This is a genomic window from Rhodococcus sp. D-6 (assembly GCF_040256695.1).
Classification (GTDB): domain Bacteria; phylum Actinomycetota; class Actinomycetes; order Mycobacteriales; family Mycobacteriaceae; genus Rhodococcus; species Rhodococcus pyridinivorans.
Genome location: NZ_CP132970.1, coordinates 2,709,239 through 2,735,846 on the forward strand (window position 1 = coordinate 2,709,239; position 26,608 = coordinate 2,735,846).

The window sequence follows — 26,608 nt, forward strand, 5'->3', positions numbered from 1 at the left end:
CTGCGACCGAGGTGGGCACTTCTGCGCCGATCCGCAGAAGCGGTCAGCGATCGAAGGTCACGGTCACCGGTGCATGGTCGGACCAGCGCTGGTCGTAGCTCGCTGCGCGTTCGACGCGGGCCTCGCTCGCGCGGGCCGCCAGGCCCGGGGTCACGAGGTGGTAGTCGATGCGCCAGCCTGCGTCGGTGTCGAATGCCTTGCCGCGGTACGACCACCACGAATAGGGGCCCGCGACGTCGCCGTGGAGGTCGCGCACCACGTCGCGCCAGCCGGTCTCGAGGAGGTCGCCGACCCACGCGCGCTCCTCGGGCAGGAAGCCGGACTTCTTGACGTTTCCCTTCCAGTTCTTGATGTCCCGCTCGGTAGGGGCGATGTTCCAGTCGCCGCACACCACCATGTCGCGACCTGCGGCCGTCACCGCGGCGTACCGTTCGGCGAGGTAGGTCGCGAAGCTCTTCATGAAGTGTTCCTTCTCGTCCTGCTTCGGCGTCTGTGCTTCACCGGTCGGCAGGTAGAGGCTTCCCACCGTCACGTCGCCGAAGTCGGCCTCGATGTAGCGGCCGGCCGAGGCGAACTCGTCGACGTCGAATCCGACGCGGACGGCGTCCGCCGGGACACGCGAGAGGATCGCCACCCCGGCGCGGCCCTTGGCCGAGGACTCTGCGCCGACACAGTGCCATCCGGCCTCCAGCGCCGGGGCGATCGCGGCGTGGAACTGCTTCTCGGTGGCCCGCACCTCCTGCAGGCACACGATGTCGGCGGCCGACGAGGCGAGCCAGTCGACGAGACCCTTGGCTGCGGCTGCACGCACGCCGTTGACGTTCACGGTGGTGATCACGAGAGGCACCGGGTCACCGTAGCCGACGCCGGCGATGCCACTGCTCCACCGTGGCAGGAGCCTGCCGTGAGAGTGGCTCACCCCACGACCGCGAGTTCCACAAGACGGAACACATTCACCATTTTCTCTCATTCAGCGGAACGTCCCGAGAGTATTCCTGGGGAAACACTCATGTGTTCCATTCTGCGGATTGTTCGGACTGTTCTGTGGGCCTGGAGTGACTCGCATGACACAGGCATCGACGGTCGCCGGAGCCGACGGCGGCGTGCGGAGCGTCGCCCGCGCGTTCGATCTGTTCAACGCATTCGACGCCGAGCACCCGATCCGGACGCTGCGCGAACTCGTCGGGATCACCGGGCTCCCCAAGTCGACGGTGGTGGACTGGCCGCTCTCGGATCGACCACCGAGATCACCGTCCGGGTCCGCCGTGCAGGCGAGATCGTGTGGGAGGGCACGGCGCTCTCCCGGATCGACACTCCCCTCGAGTGGGAATGGCTGCGCGCCGGGGGTCTGTTCGGCCACCTGCTGACCGAGCAGACGGAGCGGCAGCGCGCAACGCACCGCGATCCGGTGGGCGCGCACCGGTAGACGAGTGGATCGACGGGGCCGTCCTCCGAGGAGGACGTCCCCGTCGTCATGTCCGGTCCGCCGGAGCGACACGGGCGACGGTGTGCGCCCGCACGATCAGATGACGGAGCGGCGGGACGGAACCCTCCGCTCGACCGTTCCTTCGACCACCGTCGAGCTCGGCGCGCCGCACCCGGTACCGCTCGCGCAGCACCGCGGCGCGCAGGGCGGCGGTGACACCCGGGAAGCGACCCCGACGGCCCACCCCGACGGTGCCGAGGAGCAGGACGGCGGCCGGCAGGACTATCCAGGCGTACAGGACGGCGGCGGAGGCGATCGCCTCGGCGACGGCGTCCTCGTCGAGTGCCGCCCACACGATTCCCGCACCGACCACGACGTAGAGGGTGCCACCCAACGCCGCGGCCAGGACCGCGCCGACGTATCGGCGGAGCAACCAGCAGCGGACCGTCCACAGCACGAGGACGACGGCCGTGAACATCGTGATCGCGGACGTGACCACCACGAAGACCATGTCCGAGGAATCCAGGAAGGGCCCGGAGCCCGACTCGTCGTCGAACACCACGATCATGAGGAGCCCCGTCACCACCGTGACGACGGCCAGGACCGCGAGTTCGACGGCGAGCGCCGCGAAGGGGTGGCCGGCGACCCGCGGGTCGCCCGGTCGCAGCCTCGCCGCCGTGGCGAGCAGTTCACGTCGGCGCAGCAGCGACGCCTCCCGGCGCAGACGACGGCGGGCACCGACGCCGCGTTGGGTCGCGAGGAACAGGTCCTGACTGAGTACCACGATCACGAAGACCGCCGGGAACAGCAGCAGCGCCGCCAGATCCACGGAGTGCGGGAGACCGTCGAGCAGCGCTGCGACGAAGGTCATCGTCGCTCCGACACCGAACACCGACCCGCACAGTTCGAGGTGCTCGAGGCGCAACGCCTCGGTCGATCGGGACGAACCCTCGGCGGCGATGACCGGTCCGAGCGACCACGCGATGAGATTGAGCGCGATGACGAGGGCGGCGAGCACCCCGAGGACGGCGGCGGCCTCACCCATCGTGAGGGTGGTGAGCACGCCGCTGCGCACCGGCGTGGACCGGTCGTAGGCCAGTTCGTCGGTGCGGCGGGCGATCGCGTGGATCAGATTCGGCGCGAGCGCGACGGGCAGGTAGGCCAGCGCCGAGCCGAACATCAGCATCCATACCCGGGTCCAGAACCACCGGCGGGCGTGCGCTCCGCCGCGGGCTTCGGAGTCGGTGGCAGTGGTGGTCACGGCCGTCCTCCTCCCGAGCCCTACGGTGATGCGACTGACAGTGGTACACGAAACGGTAGCCGGTGCCGGGAGTGCTCGGGAACACGACACGGGACGCCCGATTGGGGCGTCCCGTGTACGTGCTGTCGAGAACGGAGCGGAAGATCAGGCGCGAGCCTTCTGCAGGTTCTCGTCGAGTGCTGCGAGGAACTCCTCGGTGGTCAGCCAGCCCTGCTCGGGGCCGACGAGCAGGGCGAGGTCCTTGGTCATCTGACCGGCTTCGACGGTCTTGATGACGACGTCCTCGAGCTGCTGCGCGAACTCGATGACCTCGGGGGTGTTGTCCAGCTTGCCGCGGTGCTCGAGGCCACGGGTCCAGGCGAAGATCGACGCGATCGGGTTGGTCGACGTCGGCTTGCCCTGCTGGTGCTGACGGTAGTGCCGGGTGACGGTGCCGTGTGCGGCCTCCGCCTCGACGGTCTTGCCATCCGGGGTCATCAGGACGGAGGTCATCAGCCCCAGCGAGCCGTAGCCCTGCGCGACGGTGTCGGACTGGACGTCGCCGTCGTAGTTCTTGCAGGCCCAGACGTAGCCGCCCTCCCACTTGAGGGACGATGCGACCATGTCGTCGATGAGGCGGTGCTCGTAGGTGAGACCGGCGGCGTCGAACTCCGCCTTGAACTCTTCCTCGTAGATCCGCTGGAACTCGTCCTTGAACATGCCGTCGTAGGCCTTCAGGATCGTGTTCTTGGTCGACAGGTAGACCGGGTAGTTGCGCTGCAGGCCGTACGAGAGCGAGGCGCGCGCGAAGTCCTGGATGGACTTCTTGTAGTTGTACATACCCATCACGACGCCGCCGTCCTCGGGGATCTGGCAGACCTCGTGCTGGATCGGCTCGCTGCCGTCCTCGGGCGTGAAGGTGATGGTGACGGTGCCCGGGCGGTCGACCTTGAAGTCGGTGGCGCGGTACTGATCGCCGAACGCGTGACGGCCGACGATGACGGGCTTGGTCCAGCCCGGCACCAGACGCGGCACGTTCGAGATGATGATGGGCGCGCGGAAGATGGTGCCGCCGAGGATGTTACGGATGGTGCCGTTGGGCGACCGCCACATCTTCTTCAGGCCGAACTCCTCGACACGCGCTTCGTCGGGGGTGATGGTGGCGCACTTGACGCCGACGTTGTGCTTCTTGATGGCGTTCGCCGCATCGACCGTCACCTGGTCGTCGGTGGCGTCGCGGTTCTCCACGCCGAGGTCGTAGTACTCGAGATCCACGTCCAGGTACGGGTGGATCAGCTTGTCCTTGATGAACTGCCAGATGATGCGGGTCATCTCGTCGCCGTCGAGTTCGACGACCTTACCTTCAACCTTGATCTTGGACATATGCGTTTCGTGTCCTCCTAGGACGTTTCTGTAGGTCCCCAATCGACCGCACTTTGTGGGTGCGGTCGCCGTCGGCTCGCGAGCAGCGAGCATGGCCGTGTCCACGTCCTGAACCGCGGCCAAACATGACAAGCGTACTGCTATTGCCGACGACCGCAAAGCGCCTCGTCCCACCCTCACGCCCTACCGACCGGTAACTTTCCTGCTGGTCAGGGATGTTCAGAGGGTGCATAAAGACCCTGCAACGGAGAGTCGCTAGACTGCCGGGAAAGTCATGAGTGCCAGCGTCAAGCCCCGGCTTGCTGGCCGGCAACCCTCCGACCGGGGTGGGGTGCTCCGGGTGATGACACGGTCGGTGGAACCCCACCGACAAGCCTGTTGTCGGGAGGACTGAGATGATGATGTGCTGTCGCACCCAAGTCACGATCACACCTCCCATCACCGCCGGAAGGACACGATGACCGACATCCGCAGCCGGCGCTGCCGGCCCACCGCGAGCCTCGAGGCGGTCATCTCTTGACGGCGGGCACCGAGCGGCGTCGCGTCGAACTGCCCCCGGCAGACGGACGCCTCGACACCATCGACATCGGCGATCTCGCGCTCGAGAGCGGCGAGACGCTGCCGAACGTCACCGTCGCCGTGCAGAGGTGGGGCGAACTGTCCCCCGCCCGCGACAACGTGGTGCTCGTCGAACACGCCCTCACCGGCGACTCGCACGTCACCGGCCCCGCCGGACCGGACCATCCGTCCCCCGGCTGGTGGTCGGGCATGGTCGGCCCCGGTGCTCCGATCGACACCGACCGCTGGTGCGTGGTTTCGACGAACATTCTCGGCGGGTGCCGCGGCACCACCGGCCCCGGCAGCACCGCACCCGACGGCAAGGCCTGGGGATCCCGCTTCCCGCTGATCACCGTGCGCGACCAGGTGGCGGCCGAGGTGGCGCTGCTCGACAGGCTCGGCATCGACGTCCTCGCCGCCGTGACCGGCGGATCGATGGGTGGCATGCGCACCCTCGAGTGGATCATCGCGTACCCGGAGCGGGTGCGAGCGTCGCTCGTCCTCGCCACCGGTGCCCGCGCGACCGCCGACCAGATCGGCACCCAGACCGCGCAGATGGCTGCCATCACGGCCGACCCCGACTGGCAGGGCGGCGACTACTACGGCACGGGGCGGCGTCCCGAAGCCGGACTCGCCATCGCCCGGACCATCGCGCACCTCACCTACCGGACCGAACTCGAACTCGACACGCGCTTCGGGAATCTACCCCAGGACGACGAGGACCCGTGGCGCGGCGGCCGGTACGCCGTGCAGAGCTATCTCGAGCACCAGGCGCGCAAGCTCGTCGCGCGTTTCGATCCCGGTACCTACGTGGTGTTGTCCGACGTGATGAACCGGCACGACGTCGGGCGCGGACGCGGCGGCGTCGAGGCCGCACTCGCGTCCACCCCGGTCCCGACGATCGTCGCCGGCGTCGACTCCGACCGCCTGTACCCGCTGCGCCTGCAGCAGGAGATCGCCGATCTGCTCCCGGGATCGGGCGACCTGCGTGTGCTCGTCTCCCGCGACGGACACGACGGATTCCTCACCGAGGCCGACGAGGTCGCGAAGCTCCTCGTCGAACTGATGAAGCTCGCCGAGGGCTAGTCGGTTCCCAGCGGGTCGATCGACGCGGCGAGCGCCACCACGATTCCGCCGACGACCATCATCGAGGCGACGTCGAACGCCTTGCCGCGTACCGCGAGGACACCGACCTTGTCCTCGTCGAGAGCCCAGCGGAACAGGCCGGCGAGGATGGTGGCGCCGCCGAAGACGAACGCTCCGCGTCGCCACCGATCGGCGATCACCAAGATCACCGCTGCCGCGATCACCAGGGTGACCGCGAGCAGCGGCAGGTTCAGACGCGTGAATCGCATAGCCTGAGCCATCTCGTCTCCCGGGGTCGTCGACCCGCTTATCGGGTCGCGAGCAGCTCGGCCCGCTCCACGACGTTGGTCAGCAGGAAGGCGCGGGTGAGCGGTCCGACGCCACCGGGGTTCGGGGACACGAAGCCCGCGACCTCGCGCACGTCCGCGGCGACGTCGCCGCGCAGTCCGTCCTCGGTGCGGGAGACACCCACGTCCAGCACAGCGGCGCCGGGCTTGACCATGTCCGCCGTCACCAGCCCGGGAACACCTGCGGCGGCGACGATGATGTCGGCGCGACGCACCTCTGCAGCGAGATCACGAGTGCCGGTGTGGCAGAGGGTGACCGTCGCGTTCTCCGAACGACGGGTCAGCAGCAGACCGATCGGGCGGCCGACGGTGACGCCACGACCGACCACCACCACGTGCGCGCCGGCGATCTCCACGTCGTAGCGGCGCAGCAGGTGGATGATGCCGCGCGGCGTGCAGGGCAGCGGAGCCTCCTTGCCGAGCACGAGCCGGCCGAGGTTGACCGGGTGCAATCCGTCGGCGTCCTTGCCCGGATCCATGCGCTCGAGCGCCGCGTTCTCGTCGAGATGCTTCGGCAGCGGGAGCTGGACTATGTAGCCGGTGCAGGCAGGGTCGGCGTTGAGCTCGTCGATCGCCTCGAACAGCTGTTCCTGGGTGATGTCGGCGGGCAGATCCTTGCGGATCGACGTGATGCCGACCTTCGCGCAGTCGTTGTGCTTACCGCGCACATAGGCCGCGGATCCCGGATCGTCGCCGACGAGGATCGTGCCGAGACCGGGCGTGACGCCCTTGGCCTTCAGCGCATCCACGCGGACCTTCAGGTCCTCGAAGATTTCGTCGCGGGTTGCTTTGCCGTCCAGGATCGTCGCAGTCACGTCGTTCATTCTTCCAGGCGCCCGTCCGGCGTCGAATCGCGGCCGGTACCGGAAACCGTGCGCGCGCCGGGAGGCAGGCAGTCCCGGGATAGTTCCGCGAAGGCTTCGGCGAGGTGCCGCTCGTACTGCTCGGGGTCGGGCATGCAAGAGTCCGAGGCCAGAAAGGACAAGGTGAGAACCTCGCCGAGCGAGGTCACGGAGTGGACGAGACCGTAGTTCCGGTTGAGCATCGGAGTACCGATCGCCTCGACGGCGGGACTGCCACCGAATCGGAGGCCCTCGACCGGCCCGCGCGGCACATTCGTCACGGTGGTGTTGGCCAGCGGCACCACGTCTCCCGTGGGCCCCACCCGCCCGCGGTGCGCTCTCCGGATCGTCATCGCCAGGTCGAACGCGGGCGATGCATCCACCGCCGCAACGGAGGCAGCCGACTCCGGACGCCGGATGCGCTGTTTCTCGAGAGCAGCCGACTCGTGGACTCGGCGGAGTCGCTCGCGCGGATCAGCCCGATCGAGGTGCAGGTCGACATACATGAGCGTGACCTTGTTCTCCGACTCCGCTCCCGCTCCGTCCCGGAGGGATCCCGGAACGATCGCCGCCGGTGAATCGGTGGGAATTTCCTCGTAGGACGCGAGGTAGGCGCGTAGTCCGCCCGAGACGACCGTCAGGATCACGTCGTTCACCGAGGTATCCGTGGCGCGCGCGACGGCACGCACCTCCGGCAACGGCATACGGACGACGCCGAGCTGCCAGGCGCTGCCGGCGTCGGTGTCGAAGCGGGTGCGGGGACGCTGCGGCCGGGGGGCGGTGTTCTCCCCCGATGCGGTGAGACCACCCAGTGCTCGTCGAGCGCGACGTGCTGCGACCAGAGCCGGGAGCATCCTCGCGTACCGGAAGGGCAGCGAGACCGCCGCGCGGACCGGTCCCGGCACGGCGACGATGCGTCCTCCCGCCGAAGGGGCGGCAGCCGGATCGTCGAGCAGTGCACGAGCGATCTCGACGGCTCCGAGCCCGTCGGTCACCGAGTGGTGCAGGAGCAACGCGACGATGGTGGCGCCCTCGGGAAGGTCCTCGACACCGCGGATGTCGGTCAGGACGTGCACTTCCCACGGCGGTGCGGACAGATCGAGGCAGCGTTCCTTCATCGACGCGAGCAGCCGATGCAACCCGCTGCGCGAGGTCGGTCCGATCGTCTCGTACCGGACGTGATCGTCCGGATCGACGCCGGTCTCGACCCAGTACGGGAAGTCGAGGTTCGCCGGCACGCGGTGCAGGCGTCGGGTGAGCGCCGGTGTGCGATGCAGGCGCTCCCCGATCCAGGTGACGGCGTCCCCACGTGTGCGGATGGGGTCCTCGCCTCCCCGGGCGTCGAACACGTAGAAGCTCACCATGGTCGACGGCGGAGCTTCGGGGTCGGTGTCCCCCACGAAGACGTGGAGCGCGTCCCGCGCGGCCAGTCGGATTCCGCGTCGGCGTGTCATCGTGATGGTTCTCTCCCGGGTCGCCCGCTGCTCGTGCCTCTCGATTGAACCAGTTACCGCTCGGGGCCACACCCGGTCGACGATTCGCGTACACGAGCGCGGAGCGGTGTAATTCGGCCATGGCGCACCGAGTCGGATCGACGACCGGCAGTACACGAGGCCGGGCCGTGCGTCGCGTCCTGTTCTCGTTCGCAGGCGGCCTCGGCCATCTCGCACCGATGCTCCCGATCGCCGACGTCCTGCGCGGGGCCGGCCACCGTCTCGGCGTGTGCGGGGAGGCGGACGCCCTCGCAGGCACCGAAGGCTTCGACGCACACTTCCCCGAGGGGGAGACGACATCTCCTTCCGGTCGGTCCACGGGCACGCTCGCTCCTCCCGACCTCGACCACGAGTACTCGGTGATCGGCACCCACTTCGCCGGTGTGCTCGCGGCGCGACGATTCGACCTGGTCCGCGATGTGATCGACCGCTGGCATCCGGATCTGGTGATCTGCGACGAGATGGACTTCGGTGCGATGACGGCGGCCGAGCACGCCGCCGTTCCCCGCGTGGTGGTCGCCGTCATCGCGTCCGGAGCACTCACCCGGATCGACCGCATCCGTGAGCCACTGGGACGACTACGGGCCGCCCACGACCTCCCTTCCGATCACGAGTGCTCTTTCCTGACACAGGATTTGGTCATCTCACCGTTCCCACCGTCGTTCCGTGATCCTGATGTCCCGTTGCCTCCCACAGCCGTCTCGACAGGGCCGGGCCCGTCGCTCGCATCCCGCGAACACCCTGCGATCGACTGGCTTCGAAGCGGCGAGAAGCCCCACCGCGTGTACGTCACGCTGGGTACCGTCTTCAACACCGAGTCCGGTGATCTCATCGTCCGTCTCCTCCGGGGGCTGCACCGACTACCTGCGCGCGTGCTCGTCACCGTCGGCCGGGACATCGACCCGGCCACCCTGCCGTCACCGGGCGGCAACGTCCGCATCGAGCGGTTCGTGCCCCAGTCGGCCGCGCTCCCGCACGTCGATGTCGTCGTCAACCACGGCGGATCGGGCAGCGTCATCGGTGCGCTCGCCCACGGCGTTCCGGTCGTCGCGCTTCCGATGGGTGCGGACCAGGAACTCAACGCCCGACGGCTGGTCGCGCTGCGTGCAGGGACCAGGGTCGATCCCGTCACCGCAACCTCGGCGGAGATCGGAAGGATCACCCTCGATGCGTTGTCCTCGGGCTCTCTCCGCCCCGGCGCCGAACGGTTGCGCGACGAGATCGCACGATTGCCGCTACCGGAATCCGTGCTCGCGCTGCTGGAGGATTCGATGTTCCGGTCCCGGTCGCGCTGAACCTCTCCGCTCACACGACGGAATAGCCGTTCGGCAACGCCATCCGACCGGTCAATGCCCGCAGCACGGTCGTGCCGTCGCCGAGTGCCAGAGCGATTCTCGCCGCCAACAGGGTGGACTGCTCGAGAACCTCGGCGGGAGGTTCGTAGGGAACATCCGCGGCGGCGGCGATGTCGAGACCGTGGACGGCGAGTTCGAAGGTGCGTGTCGGGAGGTAGGAATGCAGCCGGATCCCCGATCCTCCGATCACCCGGATCAGACGATCCTCCCCGGTACCGAGCCGCTCGATCACCGCAGCCGACAGGGCACCGATCGTCGCCACCGGGTCGTCACCGAGGCCGGCACCGGCACGCCGTCCACGTTCGACGATGTCCTCCGCGCCGAGGACCGAGGTCAGTTCCTCGACGTGGACGTAGTACTGCTCCGCGCTCGCGAGGTCCTCGGTGTCGGCAGGACTGTCGAGATAGGTCATGACGGTCGTCAACGAGCGTGAGGCGTGTCCGATCAGTGCTCGGAGGTCCCACTCACCCAGGCCCGGACCGTCCCAGCGGCCCTCCGGCACGGCACGGACCAGTTCCGAGAAGCTGCGCACCGCCGAGACGTACGTCGCTACCGGTGACTCCATGCATCCCCCAGCGGTCGATACGTCGAACCACGACACGAGAATGAAAACACGCGTGCCCTCGCTACGCCGAGATCGGCGCTACGCGCGTGCGGGACGCCGGCGCGCCTCTGGCAAGCTGGATCGAGTGTTCAGAGTGATGTTCCACGAGCCGCGCATTCCCCCCAACACCGGCAATGCCATACGCATGGTCGCCGCGACCGGCGCGGAGCTGCACCTGGTGGAACCCCTCGGCTTCGACCTCTCCGAACCGAAGCTGCGTCGGGCGGGACTGGACTACCACGACCTCGCGTCGGTCACCGTGCACAGCGATCTGGGGGCCGCATGGGAGGCGTTGGCCCCCGAGCGGGTGTTCGCGTTCACCGCTCACGGCACGTCGAGCTACGCGGAGATCGAGTACCGGTCCGGCGACGTGCTGCTGTTCGGGCCCGAACCGACGGGCTTGTCGCCCGAGGTACTCGCCGATCCGCACATCACCGAGCAGGTCCGCATCCCCATGCTGCCCGGCCGACGCTCGTTGAATCTGTCGAATGCCGCGGCGGTCGCCTGCTACGAGGCGTGGCGGCAGCAGGGTTTCCCCGGCGCGGTCTAGTCACCGGCGACATACCGCCCGTATCCCTTCCACCGACCGGCTGACAGGAAACCGACAGGTAAGACACAGCGTCCCCACCGGATCGACGGCAACACTCGGTACCGAACCACCGAGCGAATCGTCGAAGGAGACGTCGACATGCCCCGTATCCCCGAACCCGTTTCCACACCGGCCGGACCCATCTACGAAGGACGCCTGCTCGATCGCCCCGCCGAGGACGTCGTCGACCAGGGTGCCGGTTTCGACATCACGACCCTCGTCACCCGGCGCCGGGTGCTCGGCCTCGTCGGCGCCGGAGCGGGCGCCCTGGCACTGGCCGCCTGCTCCACCGGCACCGCGAACACGATCACCACTGCCGGAACGACCGCGCCGGTGACCCCTGCAGACGAGATACCCGAAGAAACCAACGGGCCTTACCCGGCCGACGGCACGAACGGAATCAACGTGCTCGAGGAATCGGGGATCGTCCGCAGGGACATCACCTCGAGCCTCGACGGCGGGACCACCGTCGACGGTGTCCCGCTCTCGCTCACCTTCACCGTCACCGACACGGCGAACGGTGGCGTCCCGTTCGACGGGGTGGCCGTGTACGCCTGGCAGTGCGACGCGCAGGGCCGGTACTCGATGTACTCCGAAGGCGTCGAGGACCAGACCTATCTCCGAGGGATCCAGATCGCCGATACCAACGGCAAGGCGACATTCGAGACGATCGTTCCGGGCTGTTATTCCGGCCGCTGGACCCACCTCCATTTCGAGATCTACCCCGATGCCGCCTCTGCGACCGATGCGAACAACGCGATCGCGACCTCACAGGTCGCCTTCCCACAGGACATGCTCGACGCGGTGTACCGGCTCGCTACCTATCCGGGTTCGGCCGGCAATCTGGCCCGGATCGGAAACCCCGACAACGACAACGTCTTCGGGGACGGTTACGACCTGCAGATGGGGACGTTCACCGGCGACACCGAAGCGGGTTACGTCGGGACTCTGGCCGTCGCAGTCGACACGACAACCGAGCCCGCGCTCGGTGCAGGCGGGGGTGCACCGGGAGGTCCGGACGGACCCGGGAACAACAGTGTTCCATCCGCGGGTCGGCCGCCCGCCGGCGGAGGTCCCGGCGGCGGAGGTCCCGGCGGCGCACCGACGCAAACCGGCTCCGAAGCCTCGAACTGAGCGCGCTCCGTCCGCATACATCGACCCACCACCATCGAAGGACTCCACCATGTTGCACAATCTCACGGGCTGGCACGCCCTCATCGTCCTGGCGATCCTCCTGCTCGTCTTCGGAGCTGCCAAACTTCCCGCCCTCGCCAAGGGTGTCGGACAATCTCTGCGCATCCTCAAGGACGAAATCCGTGAGGAATCCACTCCGTCCCCGCAGGACAACGCCCCCACCGCCCTCGGCGAGCACTCGACGACCACCGTCACGAGCACCCCGGTTCCCTACCGACCCGCGTCATGACGGCCCGCACCGCCACGCGCGGCACGATGCCGCTCACCGATCACCTGCGTGAGGCACGACGGCGCGGACTTCGCGCGGCGGTGGCGCTGCTGGTCGGCGTGATCGGCGGTTTCGTCTTCGCCGATCAGGTCCTCGACCTTCTGCGCGCACCCATCGAGGAGTTGGCCCGATCCCGCCAGGCGAGCCTCAACTACGACACGATCACCGGAGCGTTCGACGTCGAACTGAAGATCGCGCTGTTCTCCGGGGTCATCGTCTCCGGTCCCGTCTGGTTGTGCGAACTGTTCGCCTTCGTCACCCCCGGACTGACCCGTCGCGAGAAGAAGTACGTGATCGGGTTCTCCGCGGCAGCCGCTCCACTGTTCGCTGGGGGGTGCGCCTTCGGTTTCCTGCTCTTCCCCCGCATGGTGAGCGTGCTCACCGGCTTCTCCTCCGACCGGGACAGCACCCTTCTCAATGCTTCCTACTACGTGGACTTCGTGATGAAGATCGTGCTGGCGACCGGGATCGCATTCGTCCTGCCGGTGGTGCTGGTGATGCTGAACTGTCTCGGGGTCGTCTCCGCGCACACCCTGCGCCGCAGCTGGCGCCTCATCGTCGTGGTCATCACCCTGTTCAGTGCTCTGGTCACGCCGTCCGCGGACGTGTTGTCGATGTTCCTGGTCGCGTTACCGATGTCGGCTCTGTTCGGCGCCGCTCTCGTGATCACCCGTCTGCACGACCGGAGGGCGGCACGTCGCGCTCTCACATCGCACGATCCCGATCTCGTCAGGGAGGAATCCACACCATGTTCGGCCTGACCCTCGAAAAACTGTTCCTCGTGGTTCTTCTGGCAGGAATCGTGATCGGCCCACAACGCCTGCCCGTCTACGCCCAGCACTTCGCCGGGACAGTCCGGGCCCTACGGCATCTCATCGACAAGACCCGCAGCGACGCCGAACGCGACATGGGAATCTCGTTGCGCCGCAACGAATGGCAATCACTCGACCTGCGTCGGTACGATCCTCGTACGATCGTGAACGACGTACTGCTCGAACCTGCCGCGCACCCGCCGGCAACACCGGCCGGCACCGACGAGATGATCGATCAGGCCCGGCACGTGCGTCCCGGCCGGAAGTATCTGGTCACCGGAACCGCGGCACACCCCCGGCGGATCCTCATCGATTCGCTCCCCCACGACGATCCCCGCCGCATCGCCGCCGAGACACGCCTCCCGACACACCCACCGGACGATCCGCCGGTGCCCGAGACGGACCCGGCACCCGGATCCGTGTCGACATGAGCCTTCGGCAGGCCGAAGGTGAGCGGCCCGGTGCCACGGCGCGCGTTCGACGACGAGAGCAGTCAGGCGTCGCTCTCCACCGGACGACCCGAGCGGGCCCATCCGTCGGTGCCACCCGCGACGGACACGGCGTCGACACCGCGACCGGCGAGATACTGCGCGGCCTGCAGGCTGCGGCCACCCACGGCGCAGACGACGTAGACGGTGCCCTCGGTGGGGATCTCGTCGATCCGCGCGACGAACTCGCTGAGCGGGATGTTCGTGACGCCGGGTACGCGCACCTGGGCGTATTCGTCGCGTTCACGCACGTCGATGACGGTCGCCCCGTCGGTGAGCGCGGATTCGAGTGCGGCCAGGTCGACCTCACGCATCGCTGTCGGTCCTCTCGGTGTCGGGCGTCCCGGTGGTTCCGGACGAACGTCCCCGTCGGGTGATGAGCCGGATGACCAGGTAGAGGACACCTGCACACACGAACAGGAACGCCACCCACGGTAGCGCGGCGCCGATACCGACCACCGCTGCCCCCAGCGCGGCCCACAGGCTGTTCCATCCTGCGACCAGCCCGTCCCAGAAACTGTCCTGTTCGGAGGGAAGGCGGTCGGTGGTGATGTCGACGGTGAGCGTGGACAGTTCGATCCGGTCGCCCAGCTGCCGTCGCTGCGCCTCGAGGCTGTCGAGTTCGGCCTGTCGTTCGGCCAGCGCGGTCTCTGCAGCGATCAGCGCCTCGACGTCGGCCGACGACTCGAGCAGTGCCCGCAGGCGGTCCACCGAGGCCCGCAACGCACCCACCCGGGCTTCGAGGTCGGTGTACTGCATCGTCACGTCGTCGCGGGTGGTGCTCAGGCTGGTGACACGGCCGAGTGTGCGGATCTCGTCGACGACCTCGTCGAGCCGGTCGGCGGGCACCCGCACCGTGAGCACGCTGCTCGCCTCGGGTTGTTCGGTGAGCGAGTCGACGCGTCCACCGGCTTCCTCGACGACCGTCATGACCCGGCGGCCCGTCGCCACGGGATCGCCGGCATCCATCTCGAGGTAGCCGGTGACGACCTCCTTGCGGTCGGCCTCTTCGGGTTGCGACTCGCGGAGACCGCCGTCGACGATCGCCGGTGCCGAGATCGCAGGCGCGGACGCCGAGGAGCCCTCGCCTCCACCACCCTCGTCGCAGCCGGTGACGACCAGAGCGAACAGAGCCAACGAGACCGGCCACAGGCGTTTCACACTCGGCGATGTTAGCGAAAGTCGCGTGATCTGCTCGGCATTCGCAGATCCATGGCTTCGAGATGGTCGGCGAGGAGCGTGACCACGCCCTCGGCGTTCTGGAGCCGGCCGCGGACGAGCAGGGCGGGAGCCGTGTGGGCCACGGTCCGGTAGCGCGCCCACAGACCGACCGAGCACACCACGTTCACCATTCCGGTCTCGTCCTCGAGGTTGAGGAAGGTGACACCGGCGGCTGTTGCAGGTCGCTGCCGGTGTGTCACGGCCCCGCCGACGAGGATGCGCGTCCCGTCGGGGACCTGCCACAACTCCGCGGCCGGGATCACCCCGAGTTCGTCGAGCCGCTCGCGCAGAAACTGCGTCGGATAGCTGTCGGGCGAGATTCCCGTGGCCCAGACGTCGGCGGCGGCGAGTTCGAGAGCGCTCATCCCCGGCAGGGCCGGAGTCGGCACCGTCCCGATCCCGGGGAGCCGCCCGGGGCGTTGTGCCGCGGCCGGGGCCGCACCCCAGAGGGCTTCGCGGCGGGTGACGCCGAACGAGGAGAAAGCTCCTGCGGTGGCCAGCGCCTCGACCTGCGTGGTGGTGAGACCGACGCGGGCGGCGAGGTCGGCGGGCGAGGTGTACGGGCCGTGGGCACTGCGTTCGGTCACGATGCGTTCGGCGAGGTCGTCGCCGATGTGCCGCACCGTGGCCAGGCCGAGCCGGACCTCCTTCCCTTCGTTCTCGAGGGTGGCGTGCGCGAGACTCGCCGCGATGTCGGGGCCGTGGACGACCACACCATGACGGCGGGCATCGGCGACCAGCGATTGCGGCGAGTAGAAACCCATCGGCTGAGCACGCAGCAGGCCCGCACAGAACGCTGCGGGATGGTGCAGTTTGAACCATGCCGAATAGAACACCAGCGAGGCGAAGCTCTGCGAATGACTTTCGGGAAAACCGAAATTCGCGAAGGCGTAGAGCTTCTCGTAGATGCGGTCGGCGACGTCCCCCGTGATGCCGTGCAGGTCCCGCATGCCCTGATAGAGGCGTCCGCGCAGACGTTCCATCTTCTCCGTCGAGCGTTTCGATCCCATGGCGCGACGTAATCGATCGGCCTCCGCCGCGGTGAATCCCGCGGCGTCGACGGCCATCTGCATGAGTTGCTCCTGGAAGAGCGGAACGCCGAGGGTGCGTTCGAGGGCCTTCTCGAGGCAGGGATGGTCGTAGGTGACGGGTTCGAGACCGTTGCGCCGCCGGATGTAGGGGTGCACCGAACCGCCCTGGATGGGGCCGGGCCGGATGATGGCCACCTCGATGACCAGATCGTAGAAGCATCGCGGCTTCAACCGCGGCAGAGTGGCCATCTGCGCCCGCGACTCCACCTGGAAGACCCCCACCGAGTCGGCGCGGCACAACATCTCGTAGACCCCCGGCTCGGAGAGATCGAGGTGTGCGAGGTCGACTCGGACGCCTTCGTGTTCGTCGACGAGGTCGATCATGTAATGCAACGCGGAGAGCATGCCGAGGCCGAGCAGATCGAACTTCACGAGACCCGCTGCAGCACAGTCGTCCTTGTCCCACTGCAGGACGGTGCGCCCTTCCATCCGCGCCCATTCGACGGGGCACACGTCGGCGACGGCCCGGTCGCAGATCACCATTCCGCCCGAGTGGATGCCGAGATGCCGTGGGAGACCTTCGATCTGTTCGGCGAGATCGAGAACCGTCTCCGGGATCCGTTCGTCGGTCTCGACCCGCACCCCACCCCACCGGCCGATGAGCTTGCTCCACGCGTCCTGCTGTCCCTGCGAGTATCCGAGGGCACGGGCCATGTCGCGGACAGCGGAGCGACCGCGGTAGGTGATGACGTTCGCGACCTGCGCGGCATTGATCCGCCCGTACTTGCGGTAGACGTACTGGATCGCCTCCTCGCGCCGGTCGGATTCGATGTCGAGGTCGATGTCGGGTGGGCCGTCGCGTTCGGGCGACAGGAAGCGTTCGAACAGCAGCTTGTTGCCGACGGGATCGACGTTGGTGATGCCGATCGCGTAGCAGACCGCCGAGTTGGCGGCTGATCCTCTTCCCTGGCACAGGATGTCGTTTCGCTTGCAGAAGTCGACGATGTCGTGGACGACGAGGAAGTATCCCGGAAATCCCAGCCGGCCGACGACATCGAGTTCGTGTTCGATCTGCCGATAGGCGTCGGGGCGGCGCTCGACCGGACCGTAGCGGCGATGCGCCCCGTCGTAGGTGAGTTCGCGCAGCCAGGTGAACTCGGTGTGCCCGTCGGGAACATCGAAGGGCGGCAGTTTCGGGGCGACGAGACGCAGGTCGAAGGCGCATTCACGGCCGAGTTCGGCGGCACGGTGCACGACACCCGGAAAGGCCTCGAACAGCCACGCCATCTCCTCCCCCGACCGCAGGTGTCCGCCTCCGGTCGGCGGGATCCGGCCGACGGCGTCGTCGAGGCTCTGCCGGTCGGAGATCGCCGCCACGGCCATTGCCAGGCGTCGCCGACGGGGGTGCGCGAAGTGCGCTGCCGTGCTCGCGATGCACGGAATTCCGTGTCGCCCGGCAAGTTCGAAGAGGGCTGCGTTGCGTTCGTGGTCGTCGGGATATCCGTGACGGGTGAGTTCGACGGTCACGCGGTCGGCACCGAACCGGTCGACGAGATCGAGCAATGCCGCTTCGGCGGCGGGGATCCCGCCCGTGGTGAGCGCCTGTCGCAGGTGCCCCCGGCGACAACCGGTGAGGATCTGCCAGTGCCCACCGGCGGCGTCGGTGAGCGCGTCGTAGTCGTACCTCGGGTTGTTCTTCTCCCCTCCTGCGAGGTGGGCGTCGGCGATCTGCCGCGACAGGCGTCGATAACCCTCCTGACCGCGGGCGAGGACGAGCAGGTGCGCATCGTCGAGGCCCAGCTCGGCTCCGAAGACGGTGCGGATGTCGAGTTCGCGTGCGGCTTCGGCGAATCGCACCGCTCCGTACAGTCCGTCGTGGTCGGTCACCGCGAGGGCCTCGAGTCCGAGTCGTGCCGCCTCCTCGGCGAGTTCCTCCGGCGTGGAGGCACCGTCGAGGAAGCTGAACGCGGAGTGGGTGTGCAGTTCGGCGTAGGGCACGACCGGCCCCTCGGGACGTCGGACCCGCGCCTCGTACTCGGCGCGGGTGCGCGACCACGCCGGGCTGTCGCTCCCGTCGCCGGGATGTTCGGTATCGCGACGGGAAGTGCCGGGTCGTCCCGAGAGCACGCGCTCCATCTCCGACCAGGTCGGCGGACCGTTTCCCCATCCCACTCCGGCACCTCCTCGACCGGTTCAGTATCGCACATGTGTTCGAGTTCAATGCTCGAACGCGTGCAGATCTCGTCGATGCATCCAGGCATGTCGACGAGAACTGCACAATCGACTGCAACCAGGGGGTTGCACCATGGGCGATAGGGGTGCAACCCTGGAGTTGCATTCCCATCGGAGGAGACAGTCATGACCGACGAACTCGACCGCATCGAACGCGACATCACCATCGACGCCCCTGTGGACCGGGTATGGACACTCGTGGCCGAACCCGGCTGGTACATCAACGACAACGAGTGGACCGAGCACCGCATCGAACACGACGGAGATCTCACCACCGTGCAAGATCCGGTCCACGGCGCCTTCGTCTTCCGCACCGTGACCCTCGACGAACCGCACTACGCCGCCTTCCGCTGGCTCGCCGACCACACCGATCCCGACAGCCCGTCCACCCTCGTCGAGTTCCGGCTCACCGCCCTCGACACCGGCACGACCGAATTACGAGTCACGGAAAGCGGATTCGACTCCCTGCCCGGCGACGCGAGCGAACGCCGCACCCGCTTCGAGGAGAACTCCCGCGGCTGGACGGCCGAACTGGAAATCGCCAAGCACCATCTCGAGAAGGACGGAAGCGTTGCCCGACGCTGAGTTCTCCGCCGACCTGCATCCCGTTTTCGCGGCCCTGGCCGACGACACCCGATGGCGCATCCTGCAGCGACTGGGCCGATCCCCGGCGTCGGCGTCCGGGCTCGCGGCCGAGTTCACGGTCTCCCGTCAGGCCATCGCCAAGCATCTGGCGGTGCTCGAACGGTGCGGTCTCGTGACCTCCGAGCGCGCCGGACGGGAGATCCGCTTCTCCGCCGTCGGATCGCGGCTGAGCGCGGTCGGGCGTGCGATCGACGCCGTGGGGGCAGGCTGGGACCGCCGCCTGTCCGCGATCAAGAAGGCGGCCGAACGGCCTCAGTAACCCGCGTTCGGATCGACCCGGGCGATCAACTCCTCACCCGCGGCGAACCGGCGCACGTTCTCCTCGAGGGTCGGCGCGAACGTCTGCGTCAGCCGGCTGCGCGTATTGGCGATGTGCGGTGTGATCACGGCGTTGTCGAGATCCCACAGCGGATGACCGTCGGGCAACGGTTCGGGATCGGTCACGTCGAGGACCGCCCCGGCGATCGCACCGTCCCCGAGCGCCTTCACCAGCGCGTCGGTGTCGACGAGGTTGCCCCGCGCGACGTTCACAAGCCACGCCGACCCGGGCATCGCCGCGAGCGCGGCGGCGTCGACGAGATGATCGGTCTCGGCGGTCGCGGGTGCGGCGACGACGAAGTGATCGGCCATCGACCACACCTCCGACGTGCGGTCGGCCGGCAGCGTGACCTTCGCGCCGTCGACGGGACGGCCCGAACGATTGACCGCGACGACGGACGCGCCGAGGGCGTGCAGGCGCGGGATCATCGCCCGGCCGATACCGCCGCATCCGACGATGGCCACGGTCGAGCCGTGGAGGGTCCGCACCCGCGGGTCGAGAACGTCCTTGGTCCACCGCTTCGCGGCAACCGAGGCGTGGAACTGCCGCAACCCCACGAGCAGCGCTCCCACCGCGTACTCGGCCACGTTGTCGGCGTACACACCGGACGCATTCGCCCACAGCCGCCGGTCGTCGATCACGCCCGCCCGGAAGAACGGTTCGATACCCGCGTAGGTGAGCTGCACCCAGCGGACTCGGTCGGGCAGATCCGGGAACTCCTCGGCGCTGCCGTCCCACACCAGGGCATCGGCCTCGTCCAGTTCGGAGAGGGTTCCACCGCCGGAGACGATCGCGGTGGCGAGGTGTTCGTCGTGGCCCGGTCCGAGATGAATACGCATGCCGCGACCCTAACCTCGAATCCCTCGCGGAGGGATGTCGAGAATCCGGAAGCGGCTCCGTCTCCTCCACGAACGCGGCCACAATGGACCGTACCGCACGGAGGAGAACATCATGGCCAAGTACCTGCTGCTCAAGCATTACCGCGGCGCCCCGGCAGCGGTGAACGACGTACCCATGGATCAGTGGGAGCCGGACGAGGTGTCGGCCCACATCCGGTACATGCAGGATTTCGCCGCCCGTCTCGAGAGCACCGGCGAGTTCGTCGACGCGCAGGCGCTCTCCCCGGAGGGCACCTTCGTCCGTTACGACGGTGAGGGACGTCCCCCGGTCACCGACGGGCCGTTCCCGGAGACGAAGGATCTCATCGCCGGGTGGATGGTGATCGACGTCGACAGCTACGACCGGGCACTGGAGTTGGCCGCCGAACTGTCGGCCGCGCCGGGAGCCGGCGGGAAGCCGATCCACGAATGGCTCGAGGTGCGCCCGTTCATGTCCGAGCCGCCGACCGTCACGGAGTAGACGTGGACGAGGCTCTGCTGCGCACGCTCGTCCCCACCGTGATCGGCATCCTCGTCCGCCGCGGAGCGGATTTCGCAGCGGCCGAGGATGCCGTGCAGGACGCGCTCGTCGAAGCCCTGCGGGTGTGGCCGGAGGATCCGCCACGCGACCCGAAGGGCTGGCTGGTCGCGGTGGCGTGGCGCAGATTCCTCGACACCGTACGCGCCGACGCATCCCGCCGGCGCCGCGAGATCCTCGTCGACGCCGAGCCCCGGCCCGGTCCGGGCACACCGGTGGACGACACCCTCGCGTTGTACTTCCTGTGTGCCCACCCGTCGCTCACGCCCGGGTCGGCGGTCGCGCTGACCCTGCGGGCCGTCGGTGGGTTGACCACCCGGCAGATCGCGCAGGCCTATCTCGTCCCGGAAGCGACGATGGCCCAACGCATCAGCCGGGCCAAGCGCACGATCGCGGACGTCCGGCTGGATCGGCCGGGCGATGTCGCGACGGTGCTGCGGGTGCTCTATCTCGTGTTCAACGAGGGTTATTCGGGTGACGTCGACCTGGCCACCGAGGCCATCCGGCTCACGCGCCGGCTGGCAGCGGTGATCGACCACCCCGAGGTGTCGGGTCTGCTCGCGTTGATGCTGCTCCACCACGCCCGGCGAGCGGCGCGCATCCGGCCGGACGGCAGTCTCGTCCCCCTCGCCGAACAGGACCGCAGCCTGTGGGACACGCGCATGATCGCGGAGGGCGTGGAGATCCTGCAGGCCGCACTCGCCCGCGACAGGCTCGGCGAGTTCCAGGCACAGGCCGCCGTCGCCGCCCTTCACGCCGACGCACGCACTGCGGAGGAGACCGACTGGGTGCAGATCGTCGAGTGGTACGACGAGCTCCTGCGGTTCACCGACAACCCGGTGGCCCGCCTCAACCGCGCCGTCGCGGTCGGTGAGGCGGACGGACCGCAGGCCGGTCTCGCGGCGCTGGCCGAACTCGACCCCGGCTTGCCTCGGTACACGGCGGCCGCGGCATATCTCCACGAACGCGCCGGCGACACGGCCACGGCGGCCCGGCTCTACACGGAGGCCGCACACCTGGCGACCAGCGTCCCCGAGCGGGACCATCTCGTGCGGCAGGCGGCGCGCCTGCACAGCGTTTCCTGAGGGTCGCTCAGGGTTCTCCCCCACCATGAAATCCGGTGCCACGCCGGATGTGCCGAGAGTGCGGGAGAACGAGCATGGATGTCGTGAAACTCCTGGTGCGTCTGCTCGCCATACCCTTCGTGCTCTTCCTCGCGTTCGTGGCGGTCATCGGTGGCCTGGCCGTCCACGCGTGGACCACGCGCGCGATCGACACCACCGGACGCGTCGACTTCGACACCGCCCTGCGCATCCCTCCCGTCGAGTCGGGCACCGTCGACGCCGACGGCACACGCGTGTTCGACCTGACCATGCAGCGCGGCACGACCGACCTCGGGCACGGCCCCGACACCCGGACGTGGGGAGTGAACGGCAGCTATCTCGGGCCCACCCTCCGCGCCGTGCGGGGTGAGAACGTGCGCGTGAACGTCACGAACGAACTCGACGAGACGAGCACGATGCACTGGCACGGCATGCACCTGCCCGCGGCGATGGACGGCGGACCGCACCAGCCGATCGAGCCGGGAACGACATGGTCGCCGTACTGGACCGTCGATCAGCCGGCCGCGACCCTCTGGTACCACCCGCACCTGCACGGTTCCACCGCCGCGCACGTGTACCGGGGTGTCGCGGGCATGTTCCTGATCGACGAACCCGGCACGTCGCCGCTCCCCCACGACTACGGGGTCGACGACATCCCCCTCATCGTCCAGGACCGGAAGTTCGAGGGCGATCAGCTCGACGACAGCAACGCGATCTTCGCCGACGTCGGGACGCTCGGCGACGAGATCCTCGTCAACGGCACACCGCGACCGTTCCTGGACGTCGGCACCGAGACGGTCCGGCTCCGGGTGCTCAACGCGTCGAACGCGCGCGTCTACAACTTCTCGTTCGACACCGGGATGCCGTTCCTCGTCGTCGGCAGCGACGGCGGTCTGCTCGAGGAACCGCAGGCCGTCCGCAGCCTCCAGCTGTCGCCGGGTGAGCGCGCCGAGATCGTCGTCCGGCCGGAAGCAGGTTCGAGCCACGTGCTGCGCAGCACCCCACCCGAGCTGAAGGCCGGCTTCTTCCAGGACCGCTTCTCCGGTGGTGACGATCGCCTGGACGTCCTCGAACTGCGGACGGCACCCGTGCTCGGGTCGTCGGCCGCGATCCCGGAGAAGCTGACGACCCTCCCGGAGCTCGGGGAGCCGAGCAACACCCGCCGCATCGACCTGACGTCGTCGACGACCATCAACGATCGCGAGATGGACATGAGCCGGATCGACGAGGTGATCGTCGCCGGCACCACGGAACTGTGGGAGGTGACCAACGCCAGCGGCACGATCCACAACTTCCACATCCACGACGTGCAGTTCGAGATCCTCGGCATGACCGGGATGAGTCCCGACCATCCGTCCCTGGCGGGGCGCAAGGACACCGTCTTCATCCCGCCGGCGGCGACGGTGCGGCTGCTCGTTCCGTTCGGTAGCCACACCGATCCGGCGATGCCGTACATGTACCACTGTCACCTGCTCAAACACGAGGACGCCGGGATGATGGGGCAGTTCGTGGTGGTCGGCGCCGACGAGGTGCACGAGGTGACGCAGGTGGCCGGCACGGCCCACCATGCCCACGACGGCGGGTGAACCCGGTCACGTCCGGCAGGGCGGGGAATGGATCCCCGCCCACCCCTGTTGAGGAGTGTGGATCGGCGCGTCGCGTACGCCCCGGAGCCAATGAGAAACCGCCTTCGTGGAATACCGTCCGGCTGGAGCCACGTTGCGCACCGTGCCGTGAGGCATCCGGCGCGTCGGTCCACCTTCTTCCTCCCCTGATCTCGTGCCCGTTCCGGCCGAGCAGGGTAAAGCCCTCCCACTCCACGCCAGTACAGTTGCCGATCGTCACAATCGTCAGCGGAACCGGGAGTGGGCATGAGTCGCTGGGCCGAGATCGTCGTCACCAGGAGCCGATGGGTACTGGCGATCGTGCTGCTCGTCGTGCTCTTCGCCGGCGCCTGGGGCGTCGGGATCTTCGGCAAGCTGACCGGCACGGGCTACTACGACCCGAACAGCGAGGCCGTCGAGGTCGAGCAGATCATCTACGAGAACTTCGGGTCGCAGGCCGCGGACATCATCGCGCTCTACACCGCACCCGAGGGACGCACGGTCGACGACATCCGTCCCGACATCGAAAGAACCCTCGCCGAGTTCCAGGACGCCGTCCCCGCCGAGTCGATCCAGACCTACTGGACCGCTCCGCCGCCGATGAACCAACTGCTGCTGTCGACCGACCAACGCAGCGTGGCTGCCTCGATCACGCTCGGCGCGAACTCCGGGCTCACGGCCGCGAGCTTCCCCGAAGCCCTCGACCTGCTCGAGGTGCCCGGCGTGGAATCGCAGTTCGCCGGCAACACCGTGGTCGCGATCGAGTTCACCGACACCCTGGAGAGCGATCTCGTCCGGTCCGAGCTCATCGCGGTGCCCATCACGCTGGTGCTGCTGGTGTTCATCTTCGGCGGGGTGATCGCCGCCGCGGTCCCGGTCTTCGTGGGTGTGCTCGCGATCTTCTCGTCCCTCGCCACCCTGCGCCTGCTGTCGAATTTCACCGAGGTGTCGTCGTACGCGCTGAACATCACGTCGCTGATCGGTCTGGGCCTGGCGATCGACTACGGCCTGTTCATCGTCAGCCGCTACCGCGAGGAACTCGCGGCCGGTTCGGACGTCACCTCGGCGGTCAAGCGGACGATGTCCACCGCCGGTCACACCGTGATGTTCTCCGCTGCCCTGCTGATCTGCGCGTTCGCGGGCATGCTCGTCTTCCCGCAGACGGTGCTGCGGTCGCTCGGCCTCGGTGCCATGGCCGCCGTCCTCGGTGCCGCCGTCCTGTCGCTGACCGCGGTTCCCGCCCTGCTGACGATGCTCGGCCACCGCATCAACGCGTGGACCTGGGACCGTGAGACCTCCACCCGCGCCGAAGCGCGGGCACGTCGTTTCTGGGGTGGGGTCGTCCGCAAGGTCGTGCGCCGTCCCGCCCTGATCGCGGTGGTGATCACCGGCGGTCTCCTCGTACTCGCGTCGCCCCTGTTCGAAGCACGGTTCGGGGAGATCGAATACACCGCCCTGCCCGAGGACAGCCAGGCCCGCGCAGCCACCCAGACCTTGCTCGACGAGTTCCCGAGCACCGGCAACGGCGCCACGCTCGTCCTGCGTGGTGAGAACGGACAGGCCCCGGACAGCACTGCCGTGCGCACGGTGTCCACCGAGGTCGCCAAGGTCGACGGCATCTCGCAGACCGTCATCGTCGGGCAGGAGTCCGACGTGGTGGTCCTGCAAGGCCTCTACGCTCAGGGCGTGGACGGCACCGCACGGGCGAGCGAGATCACCGGCGAACTGCGCGCCCTGGACGTGCCGGACGGCACCGACCTGCTCGTCGGCGGCGGCCGGGCTCTCGTCGACGACGCCAACCAGGCCGTCTCGGATTCGCTCCCCTGGATGATCACGATCATGGTGCTCTCGACCCTGGTGCTGCTGTTCCTGGCATTCGGGTCGGTGGCACTGCCGATCAAGGCGGTGCTCATGGCGGCACTGAGTCTCGCCGCGACCTTCGGCGTGCTGACCTGGGTGTTCCAGCTGGGCCACGGTGCTTCGTGGCTGCACGTCGTTCCCGCGGCGATGGAGCCGACCTTCGTCGTCCTCATCCTCGCCGTGGTGTTCGGCCTGTCGACCGACTACGAGGTGTTCCTCATGTCGCGCATGATGGAGGCCCGCGCGGCCGGAGCGACGACGGTAGAAGCCGTCGAGTACGGCATTGCCCGCACCGGACGTGTCGTCACCGCCGCTGCACTGCTGCTGATCGTGGTCACCGGGGCCTTCACCATCTCCGGCCTGTCGATCATGCGGTTCCTCGGCGTCGGCATGATCGTCGCGCTGATCATCGACGCAACGATCGTGCGCATGCTGCTCGTGCCGTCACTGGTCAAGCTCATGGGCGAGGCCAACTGGTGGGCACCGGCGTGGATGAAGCGCGTGCACGCGAAGGTCGGACTGGGTCACTAGACCGCAGAGCGGCGGGATCACTGAACCGCAGAGCGGCCGGGTGGTCGGGGTGTCGCTACAGCGGCGTGATCGTCGTCGCGACGACGGGACGCGCCGGCTTGGCCGCGGCACCGCAGCTCGCCGGCCGGGCCGGTAGTTCCGAGGTCTCCACCCCGACCTGCCATGCCCGGCCGTCGCGATGACGCACGATCGGCTCGTCCCCGTCCTCGACCGTCACGGCGTCGATCGCGAACTCGTCGATCGCCTCGCGCACCGCGATCTCGGCGGCCTGCCCGGCCGCACCCCAGGTGCTGCGACCCCGCAGACCGGCCGCGTGGACCTTGCCCTTCCCGGCGTCGCGGACGGCGGCGAGACTGTCGTCCTCGTCGAGCCGCCCGTAGGTGTAACCGGTGGGCAGCATGATCATCGACGGCGCGAAACGGTGTCCGCCGGTGTGCGAGCACTCCCACACGTCCTGCCCGAACTCGGCGGTCAGAGCGGCCGCGATCGGGCGCCCCAGCACAGCGCAGCACCGGTCCCGCTTTCCGTGAGCGCACACCAGGGCGATCGGGTCCTGCACGGCCGTGCCGAAACCGGGGGCCGGACCTGCGACCACACGGGGGACGATGTCGAGCAGCTCCGCCGGCTCGGTGATCTCGAGCCGCTCGCACCAGGTGTTCTCCGGTTCGGTGCGGGCCAGCAGGACGGTCCGGGTCTCCCGCACCACGTCGCGGCCGGGTCTCCGGATGAACAGGATCCGCACGTCCGCGACCTTCGCCCGGGCGGACAATTCGTCCGACAACTCGGCGCCGAGGGCGGTGCCGTCGAGCACGTCGCGGCCCCAGCCCGTCGGCACCTCGAGGCACACGTAGCCGGGCGCGGTGGCCGCCGTACCGGGCAGCGGCTCGTCGAGTGCGGACAGTGCGGAACAGGTGGGGGCGGAGATGGTGGTCACGCGGACATTGTGGCCCGGACACCCTCG

At 68.4% G+C, this 26,608-nt stretch carries 26 protein-coding genes, 1 pseudogene and 1 riboswitch; of the genes and pseudogenes, 15 read left to right on the forward strand and 12 right to left on the reverse strand.

Annotation, left to right across the window (positions count from 1 at the left end):
* Positions 1-43: 43 nt before the first annotated feature.
* Positions 44-847: an exodeoxyribonuclease III gene (locus tag RBB84_RS12795; RefSeq protein ID WP_019288552.1), complete on the reverse strand. Its 804-nt coding sequence runs from the start codon at positions 845-847 to the stop codon at positions 44-46.
* Positions 848-1,064: 217 nt separating this feature from the next.
* Between RBB84_RS12795 and RBB84_RS12800 the strand changes: the two are divergent.
* Together RBB84_RS12800 and RBB84_RS12805 are read left to right on the forward strand one after the other, a co-directional pair.
* Positions 1,065-1,166: pseudogene (locus tag RBB84_RS12800) on the forward strand (IclR family transcriptional regulator); the annotation flags it as partial.
* A 113-nt stretch (positions 1,167-1,279) separates the two neighbouring features.
* Positions 1,280-1,426 (forward strand): hypothetical protein, encoded by a 147-nt coding sequence (locus RBB84_RS12805; protein ID WP_174556231.1) that lies wholly within the window; start codon positions 1,280-1,282, stop codon positions 1,424-1,426.
* 46 nt (positions 1,427-1,472) lie between these two features.
* Here RBB84_RS12805 and RBB84_RS12810 read toward each other — a convergent pair whose 3' ends face one another.
* Positions 1,473-2,687 (reverse strand): hypothetical protein, encoded by a 1,215-nt coding sequence (locus RBB84_RS12810; RefSeq protein ID WP_033097066.1) that lies wholly within the window; start codon positions 2,685-2,687, stop codon positions 1,473-1,475.
* A gap of 144 nt (positions 2,688-2,831) precedes the next feature.
* Positions 2,832-4,049, reverse strand: a complete 1,218-nt coding sequence (locus RBB84_RS12815; protein ID WP_006550117.1) for an NADP-dependent isocitrate dehydrogenase — start codon at positions 4,047-4,049, stop codon at positions 2,832-2,834.
* Between the two features lie 270 nt (positions 4,050-4,319).
* Positions 4,320-4,431: riboswitch (SAM riboswitch) on the forward strand.
* Positions 4,432-4,565: 134 nt separating this feature from the next.
* On the opposite strand from RBB84_RS12815, the gene RBB84_RS12820 reads away from it, so the two are divergent.
* The gene (locus RBB84_RS12820) at positions 4,566-5,693 is read left to right on the forward strand and encodes a homoserine O-acetyltransferase (RefSeq protein WP_024101561.1); all 1,128 of its coding nucleotides are present in this window, start codon (positions 4,566-4,568) and stop codon (positions 5,691-5,693) included.
* On the opposite strand, the gene RBB84_RS12825 is transcribed toward RBB84_RS12820, so the two are convergent.
* From RBB84_RS12825 to RBB84_RS12835, 3 genes are read right to left on the reverse strand one after another with little or no spacing between them, the layout of a single operon-like run.
* Positions 5,690-5,974, reverse strand: coding sequence for a DUF3017 domain-containing protein (locus RBB84_RS12825; protein ID WP_033097065.1), 285 nt, complete (start codon positions 5,972-5,974; stop codon positions 5,690-5,692). The genes RBB84_RS12820 and RBB84_RS12825 overlap by 4 nt on opposite strands.
* 26 nt (positions 5,975-6,000) lie before the next feature.
* The gene (locus RBB84_RS12830) at positions 6,001-6,855 is read right to left on the reverse strand and encodes a bifunctional methylenetetrahydrofolate dehydrogenase/methenyltetrahydrofolate cyclohydrolase (RefSeq protein WP_006550113.1); all 855 of its coding nucleotides are present in this window, start codon (positions 6,853-6,855) and stop codon (positions 6,001-6,003) included.
* A gap of 5 nt (positions 6,856-6,860) precedes the next feature.
* Complete coding sequence (locus RBB84_RS12835) at positions 6,861-8,336, reverse strand: wax ester/triacylglycerol synthase domain-containing protein (protein ID WP_033097064.1); 1,476 nt, start codon at positions 8,334-8,336, stop codon at positions 6,861-6,863.
* Positions 8,337-8,455: 119 nt separating this feature from the next.
* On the opposite strand from RBB84_RS12835, the gene RBB84_RS12840 reads away from it, so the two are divergent.
* Entirely contained in the window at positions 8,456-9,670 is a 1,215-nt protein-coding gene (locus RBB84_RS12840; protein ID WP_052040024.1) for a glycosyltransferase, read from the forward strand.
* A gap of 10 nt (positions 9,671-9,680) precedes the next feature.
* Here RBB84_RS12840 and RBB84_RS12845 read toward each other — a convergent pair whose 3' ends face one another.
* Positions 9,681-10,295: a maleylpyruvate isomerase N-terminal domain-containing protein gene (locus RBB84_RS12845; protein ID WP_033097062.1), complete on the reverse strand. Its 615-nt coding sequence runs from the start codon at positions 10,293-10,295 to the stop codon at positions 9,681-9,683.
* Positions 10,296-10,419: 124 nt separating this feature from the next.
* Between RBB84_RS12845 and RBB84_RS12850 the strand changes: the two genes are divergently transcribed.
* From RBB84_RS12850 to RBB84_RS12870, 5 genes are all read left to right on the forward strand, one after another.
* The gene (locus RBB84_RS12850; RefSeq protein WP_006550110.1) at positions 10,420-10,884 is read left to right on the forward strand and encodes a tRNA (cytidine(34)-2'-O)-methyltransferase; all 465 of its coding nucleotides are present in this window, start codon (positions 10,420-10,422) and stop codon (positions 10,882-10,884) included.
* Between the two features lie 138 nt (positions 10,885-11,022).
* Positions 11,023-12,057 carry an intradiol ring-cleavage dioxygenase gene (locus RBB84_RS12855; RefSeq protein WP_033097061.1) on the forward strand — a complete coding sequence of 345 codons (1,035 nt, stop codon included), beginning with the start codon at positions 11,023-11,025 and terminating at the stop codon, positions 12,055-12,057.
* 49 nt (positions 12,058-12,106) lie between these two features.
* Positions 12,107-12,346, forward strand: a complete 240-nt coding sequence (locus RBB84_RS12860) for a twin-arginine translocase TatA/TatE family subunit (protein WP_006550108.1) — start codon at positions 12,107-12,109, stop codon at positions 12,344-12,346.
* Positions 12,343-13,146 (forward strand): twin-arginine translocase subunit TatC, encoded by an 804-nt coding sequence (gene tatC / locus RBB84_RS12865; RefSeq protein ID WP_006550107.1) that lies wholly within the window; start codon positions 12,343-12,345, stop codon positions 13,144-13,146. Before RBB84_RS12860 ends, tatC begins: the two co-directional genes overlap by 4 nt.
* Positions 13,134-13,628, forward strand: a complete 495-nt coding sequence (locus RBB84_RS12870; RefSeq protein WP_006550106.1) for a hypothetical protein — start codon at positions 13,134-13,136, stop codon at positions 13,626-13,628. Before tatC ends, RBB84_RS12870 begins: the two co-directional genes overlap by 13 nt.
* 62 nt (positions 13,629-13,690) lie before the next feature.
* Here the strand turns inward: RBB84_RS12870 and RBB84_RS12875 are convergent, their stop codons facing one another.
* The 3 genes from RBB84_RS12875 to RBB84_RS12885 are packed head-to-tail and all read right to left on the reverse strand — an operon-like array spanning position 13,691 to position 18,109.
* Positions 13,691-13,999: a rhodanese-like domain-containing protein gene (locus tag RBB84_RS12875; protein ID WP_006550105.1), complete on the reverse strand. Its 309-nt coding sequence runs from the start codon at positions 13,997-13,999 to the stop codon at positions 13,691-13,693.
* Entirely contained in the window at positions 13,992-14,846 is an 855-nt protein-coding gene (locus tag RBB84_RS12880; RefSeq protein ID WP_033097060.1) for a DUF4349 domain-containing protein, read from the reverse strand. The genes RBB84_RS12875 and RBB84_RS12880 overlap by 8 nt, the downstream gene beginning before the upstream one ends.
* Positions 14,847-14,857: 11 nt before the next feature.
* The gene (locus RBB84_RS12885; RefSeq protein ID WP_033097059.1) at positions 14,858-18,109 is read right to left on the reverse strand and encodes an error-prone DNA polymerase; all 3,252 of its coding nucleotides are present in this window, start codon (positions 18,107-18,109) and stop codon (positions 14,858-14,860) included.
* A 186-nt stretch (positions 18,110-18,295) separates the two neighbouring features.
* Between RBB84_RS12885 and RBB84_RS12890 the strand changes: the two genes are divergently transcribed.
* Both RBB84_RS12890 and RBB84_RS12895 read left to right on the forward strand, forming a co-directional pair.
* Positions 18,296-18,754, forward strand: a complete 459-nt coding sequence (locus RBB84_RS12890; protein WP_033097058.1) for an ATPase — start codon at positions 18,296-18,298, stop codon at positions 18,752-18,754.
* Entirely contained in the window at positions 18,741-19,073 is a 333-nt protein-coding gene (locus RBB84_RS12895; protein ID WP_006550100.1) for a metalloregulator ArsR/SmtB family transcription factor, read from the forward strand. Before RBB84_RS12890 ends, RBB84_RS12895 begins: the two co-directional genes overlap by 14 nt.
* Here the strand turns inward: RBB84_RS12895 and RBB84_RS12900 are convergent.
* Positions 19,067-19,972, reverse strand: a complete 906-nt coding sequence (locus tag RBB84_RS12900; protein WP_006550098.1) for a D-isomer specific 2-hydroxyacid dehydrogenase family protein — start codon at positions 19,970-19,972, stop codon at positions 19,067-19,069. The two genes, RBB84_RS12895 and RBB84_RS12900, sit on opposite strands and share 7 nt — an antisense overlap.
* 112 nt (positions 19,973-20,084) lie before the next feature.
* On the opposite strand from RBB84_RS12900, the gene RBB84_RS12905 reads away from it, so the two are divergent.
* From RBB84_RS12905 to RBB84_RS12920, 4 genes are all read left to right on the forward strand, one after another.
* Positions 20,085-20,492 (forward strand): YciI family protein, encoded by a 408-nt coding sequence (locus RBB84_RS12905; protein WP_006550097.1) that lies wholly within the window; start codon positions 20,085-20,087, stop codon positions 20,490-20,492.
* Positions 20,493-20,494: 2 nt separating this feature from the next.
* On the forward strand, positions 20,495-21,634 hold the full coding sequence (locus tag RBB84_RS12910; protein ID WP_006550096.1) for a DUF6596 domain-containing protein: 1,140 nt from the start codon (positions 20,495-20,497) through the stop codon (positions 21,632-21,634).
* A gap of 74 nt (positions 21,635-21,708) precedes the next feature.
* Positions 21,709-23,238, forward strand: coding sequence for a multicopper oxidase domain-containing protein (locus RBB84_RS12915; RefSeq protein WP_006550095.1), 1,530 nt, complete (start codon positions 21,709-21,711; stop codon positions 23,236-23,238).
* 285 nt (positions 23,239-23,523) lie between these two features.
* The gene (locus tag RBB84_RS12920) at positions 23,524-25,647 is read left to right on the forward strand and encodes an MMPL family transporter (RefSeq protein WP_006550094.1); all 2,124 of its coding nucleotides are present in this window, start codon (positions 23,524-23,526) and stop codon (positions 25,645-25,647) included.
* Positions 25,648-25,702: 55 nt separating this feature from the next.
* Here the strand turns inward: RBB84_RS12920 and RBB84_RS12925 are convergent, their stop codons facing one another.
* Entirely contained in the window at positions 25,703-26,581 is an 879-nt protein-coding gene (locus tag RBB84_RS12925) for a sucrase ferredoxin (RefSeq protein ID WP_019288567.1), read from the reverse strand.
* Positions 26,582-26,608: the final 27 nt, after the last annotated feature.

What these genes read in the sequence shown, in the direction of transcription:
- RBB84_RS12855 (WP_033097061.1), top strand. Translation starts at nt 11,023, where the DNA reads ATGCCCCGTATCCCCGAACCCGTTTCCACACCGGCCGGACCCATCTAC.
- tatC (WP_006550107.1), top strand. Translation starts at nt 12,343, where the DNA reads ATGACGGCCCGCACCGCCACGCGCGGCACGATGCCGCTCACCGATCAC.
- RBB84_RS12815 (WP_006550117.1), bottom strand. Translation starts at nt 4,049, where the DNA reads ATGTCCAAGATCAAGGTTGAAGGTAAGGTCGTCGAACTCGACGGCGAC.
- RBB84_RS12835 (WP_033097064.1), bottom strand. Translation starts at nt 8,336, where the DNA reads ATGACACGCCGACGCGGAATCCGACTGGCCGCGCGGGACGCGCTCCAC.
- RBB84_RS12900 (WP_006550098.1), bottom strand. Translation starts at nt 19,972, where the DNA reads ATGCGTATTCATCTCGGACCGGGCCACGACGAACACCTCGCCACCGCG.
- RBB84_RS12875 (WP_006550105.1), bottom strand. Translation starts at nt 13,999, where the DNA reads ATGCGTGAGGTCGACCTGGCCGCACTCGAATCCGCGCTCACCGACGGG.
- RBB84_RS12905 (WP_006550097.1), top strand. Translation starts at nt 20,085, where the DNA reads ATGGCCAAGTACCTGCTGCTCAAGCATTACCGCGGCGCCCCGGCAGCG.
- RBB84_RS12890 (WP_033097058.1), top strand. Translation starts at nt 18,296, where the DNA reads ATGACCGACGAACTCGACCGCATCGAACGCGACATCACCATCGACGCC.
- RBB84_RS12845 (WP_033097062.1), bottom strand. Translation starts at nt 10,295, where the DNA reads ATGGAGTCACCGGTAGCGACGTACGTCTCGGCGGTGCGCAGCTTCTCG.
- RBB84_RS12860 (WP_006550108.1), top strand. Translation starts at nt 12,107, where the DNA reads ATGTTGCACAATCTCACGGGCTGGCACGCCCTCATCGTCCTGGCGATC.
- RBB84_RS12915 (WP_006550095.1), top strand. Translation starts at nt 21,709, where the DNA reads ATGGATGTCGTGAAACTCCTGGTGCGTCTGCTCGCCATACCCTTCGTG.
- RBB84_RS12840 (WP_052040024.1), top strand. Translation starts at nt 8,456, where the DNA reads ATGGCGCACCGAGTCGGATCGACGACCGGCAGTACACGAGGCCGGGCC.
- RBB84_RS12825 (WP_033097065.1), bottom strand. Translation starts at nt 5,974, where the DNA reads ATGGCTCAGGCTATGCGATTCACGCGTCTGAACCTGCCGCTGCTCGCG.
- RBB84_RS12870 (WP_006550106.1), top strand. Translation starts at nt 13,134, where the DNA reads ATGTTCGGCCTGACCCTCGAAAAACTGTTCCTCGTGGTTCTTCTGGCA.
- RBB84_RS12920 (WP_006550094.1), top strand. Translation starts at nt 23,524, where the DNA reads ATGAGTCGCTGGGCCGAGATCGTCGTCACCAGGAGCCGATGGGTACTG.